The organism is uncultured Mycobacterium sp. (assembly GCF_964249325.1).
Lineage (GTDB): Bacteria > Actinomycetota > Actinomycetes > Mycobacteriales > Mycobacteriaceae > Mycobacterium.
Genome location: NZ_CAXUCH010000292.1, coordinates 1,724 through 4,737 on the forward strand (window position 1 = coordinate 1,724; position 3,014 = coordinate 4,737).

Below are 3,014 nucleotides of genomic sequence, written 5' to 3' on the forward strand. Positions count from 1 at the left end.
GTATCGGCGCGGCGGCCGCGTCACTGTCGACTGGCTGGTTCGGCAGGCACGGCAGCGAAGGTTCGGCCAACTGGGTGATGCGCTCTGGTCGGCCAAGTGTCCGCGTTATAGTGCGCAGGCATGCCGTACGGCGATGCGGCGCCTGCTCGAGCGGCGCGCCGAGGCACAAAACAAGCGCTGAGCACCCACCGTCCCTCTGGGACAATTGGGTGGCAGCCTCGGTGCTGGCAGGAAACTTAGAGGGTGACCAGGGCGGTGGGTGATGGCGGATAAGGCGATCAACGTCAACGCAGGCTCGCTGGTGTCGGCGGCCCCGACGGTGCAGACCATGTCGAGCGCGCCGCGCAGCCGGCACAAGCGCCGATCGCTGCGGCGGGCGGCTCCACAGCGGATGCGGCTGCCGCCGGGGTGGCGGCTGCCATGCGCACCAAGATCACCGCGATGTCCGCAGAGCTGTCCGGCAAGGGCCCGCACCTGCAGGCTACCGGGCAGGCGGCCGCCTCAGGTCTGCAGGCCCAGGACGCCGAAAACGAAGCCACGATCAAGGCGGTGCCCGCCGATATGCGCCGCGATTTGGGCGGGCGAGGCGCGGGCGTGCAGGCCGCCGGATACGGCACTGGCGGGGCGCCGCTGAGCCCCGGCCCCGGCCAGCCACAACCTCCCATCGACCCGAGAAACCCCTTCGTCGGCGACGAGCGGTTCGGCCGATGGGAAGACATCCCGCCACTGCCGTCATATACCGGCGCTCATCCTCCGCCGCTGCAACCGCAATACCGGCCGTTTCCGGACGGCACACCGCAAAAAATCGGCCCCACTACCGGTATGTACACCCCAGGTAAATCGTGGATCGGCGACATCGACCCGCCCATCGTTCAGGCCCAGGAAGAGTATCGCTTCAGGCTCGCCGGAACCGAGGCCACCACAACCACGCGCACAATTTTTGAAAACGGCCAATGGCATCAACAGCGGTGGGTGCAAAACGTCTATGAATACCAGCGCAACACGTCGCTGCTACCTGGCGGTGACCTCGGCGGTCTGCCATCGCCTACGAGCATCGATCGCAGTTGGAAACCGATATCACTGCCTCAGCTGGCAACGCTGTCAGCCAACAACCCTGACGTCACTTATTACCTGCCCGACGGGTGCGGCGGGACGGTGAACTTCATCGGCGGTGCGGCCCAGGGTGGCATCGGTCTGCCGCGTCCCCCTATCATGACTCGGCCCCGCTGAATGAGGCTCAGCCGACGACGGACCTGGGTCATCGGGACCGTCACATTGGTCATTACCGCCGTTGTCACCGGCGCGGCCGCGTGGTGGCTAACAAGCCATCACCAGAAGCCCCACAACTGTGGGGCAGTACGTGCAATGATTAATTACAACAAGTCTCAAGGCCAGGCTTTTGCGCACGCCTTCGACCCTGACAAAGGTGCCCAGCCAAGCATTGCTGATTACCAGCAATGGGCCGATCACATACGGGACTACACTGCATCGATCAGCGACCCGGCGCTAGCGCCACATGCCCACAAGCTGGCCGATGAGGCGCAGCAGTTTGTGGCTTTCATGACGCGGGTCCGCAACACAAGCGACGAGCATGAGGATCCGTTGGCCCCACCGCCGTGGGTCCAGACCTACGTCGATATGAATCGCCAGTTCAATGCAGAACTCGCCGCACTAGACAAGGCCTGCCCTGTCGGCTAGTAGGTGTCGGCGGCGGCTTTCGCCGTGAGTGGCTACGCGCTATCTGTCGTCCGTGGCGAGTGGCGAACGGGGTGTCGACTCGGTGGTGCTTGCGTTGCCACCGCAAAATGCGTCGCGGCGATACACGGCGACGGTTTTCGCGCAAACCCGCGGGAGTGGGCACGAATGAACCTGAGCAGTTGGCTTCGCAAGAAGCGTGTGTAGTGGGCGTTGGCCGTCGTGGTGCTGGTGGCGTGTGCAGTGAGCGCGGTCATCTGGATGATGCCGCACGACACTCGGACTGCCGCTTCGCACAACGACTGCGCTGCGGTTGAAAAGCTCGGCGAGCAGTGGAACGCGATGGGGAAGTCGGTGACCGCTCTGGAGAACGGCCCGGGGGAGCGCGCGGACCTGCTGGCCATTGCCGACAGTGAATCGGCGATGAGTGAGAAGATTCGCGCCGCGGCGGGGCCGGTGTCCAACCCGGCGTTGAGGACCCAACTGGAAAAATTGGCGCACGGCACCGCGCTATCGGCGAGCCTGCAGCGCGGCGCTGCGACCCGCCCGCCGCAATCGACGCCGCCCACAGGTGAGGACCGCGACTTCTACCACGCCTCGGTGATGACCTACGAGGCGACGTCGGCTCTGCTTCAGGCATGTCCCCGTATGCCCCGCGCGGCGCAACCCAGCTGATATAGGTGGTCACCTGTCGAACGGTGCTCTATCGCGCTACTCAGCCCGGCAGGGTTTGGCGGCCTCAGCGCGCGCAAACCCTGGGCATTGGCGCTAAAGCGACGACTCGAACTACCCGGCTGGCGGTCAGCGTGCACACTGGATTTCAGTCGCCGCGCCGAGGCCACCTGAGTGCCACACAACAGCGTGAGGAAACCTGCAGCGAGGAGCCATGACACTGGTACTGCTAGCGGTCTTGAAGGTCGCGTTGATTGCCTTCATCCTCGGAGGCGTTGTCGCGCTGATAGTTCGAGGCGTCAGGCGCTCACGGGCCAACCGATTGGATTCCCGCTGGACGGACCACCGCTTCCAGCCAGGCTACGAGGCATCCGTTTTCGGGATAGTGCCGAAAACACCGCTGCCCGAATGGGCCTACTGGGATGACGACGGCGACGACGAGCGCAATGAGCGGCCACGTTGAGGTGCCCACATGTACGCGGGATTCGTTGAACGTCATCGGCGGTGCGGCCACGGTGGCGTCGGTCTACCGCGTCCGCCGAGCATGAGGATCCGTTGGCGCCACCGCCGTTGGCTCCATACCATGTCGATATGAATCGCCAGTTCAATGCTGAACTCGCCCGCACTGGGTAAGGCTTGCCCCGTCG

Annotated in this window: 4 protein-coding genes; all 4 read left to right on the plus strand. The window is 64.6% G+C overall.

The annotated features are described in order from the left end of the window. The first annotated feature begins 420 nt into the window (after nucleotides 1-420). Complete coding sequence (locus ACFE99_RS22865) at nucleotides 421-1,230, plus strand: hypothetical protein (RefSeq protein WP_375488841.1); 810 nt, start codon at nucleotides 421-423, stop codon at nucleotides 1,228-1,230. Between the two features lie 45 nt (nucleotides 1,231-1,275). Beyond that, the gene (locus ACFE99_RS22870; RefSeq protein WP_375488843.1) at nucleotides 1,276-1,698 is read left to right on the plus strand and encodes a hypothetical protein; all 423 of its coding nucleotides are present in this window, start codon (nucleotides 1,276-1,278) and stop codon (nucleotides 1,696-1,698) included. Nucleotides 1,699-1,908: 210 nt separating this feature from the next. Then, complete coding sequence (locus ACFE99_RS22875; RefSeq protein WP_375488845.1) at nucleotides 1,909-2,370, plus strand: hypothetical protein; 462 nt, start codon at nucleotides 1,909-1,911, stop codon at nucleotides 2,368-2,370. 211 nt (nucleotides 2,371-2,581) lie between these two features. Continuing rightward, nucleotides 2,582-2,830 carry a hypothetical protein gene (locus tag ACFE99_RS22880; RefSeq protein ID WP_375488847.1) on the plus strand — a complete coding sequence of 83 codons (249 nt, stop codon included), beginning with the start codon at nucleotides 2,582-2,584 and terminating at the stop codon, nucleotides 2,828-2,830. Nucleotides 2,831-3,014: the final 184 nt, after the last annotated feature.

Coding starts and splice junctions, on each gene's coding strand:
- ACFE99_RS22865 (WP_375488841.1), top strand. CDS start 421: ATGCGCACCAAGATCACCGCGATGTCCGCAGAGCTGTCCGGCAAGGGC.
- ACFE99_RS22880 (WP_375488847.1), top strand. CDS start 2,582: ATGACACTGGTACTGCTAGCGGTCTTGAAGGTCGCGTTGATTGCCTTC.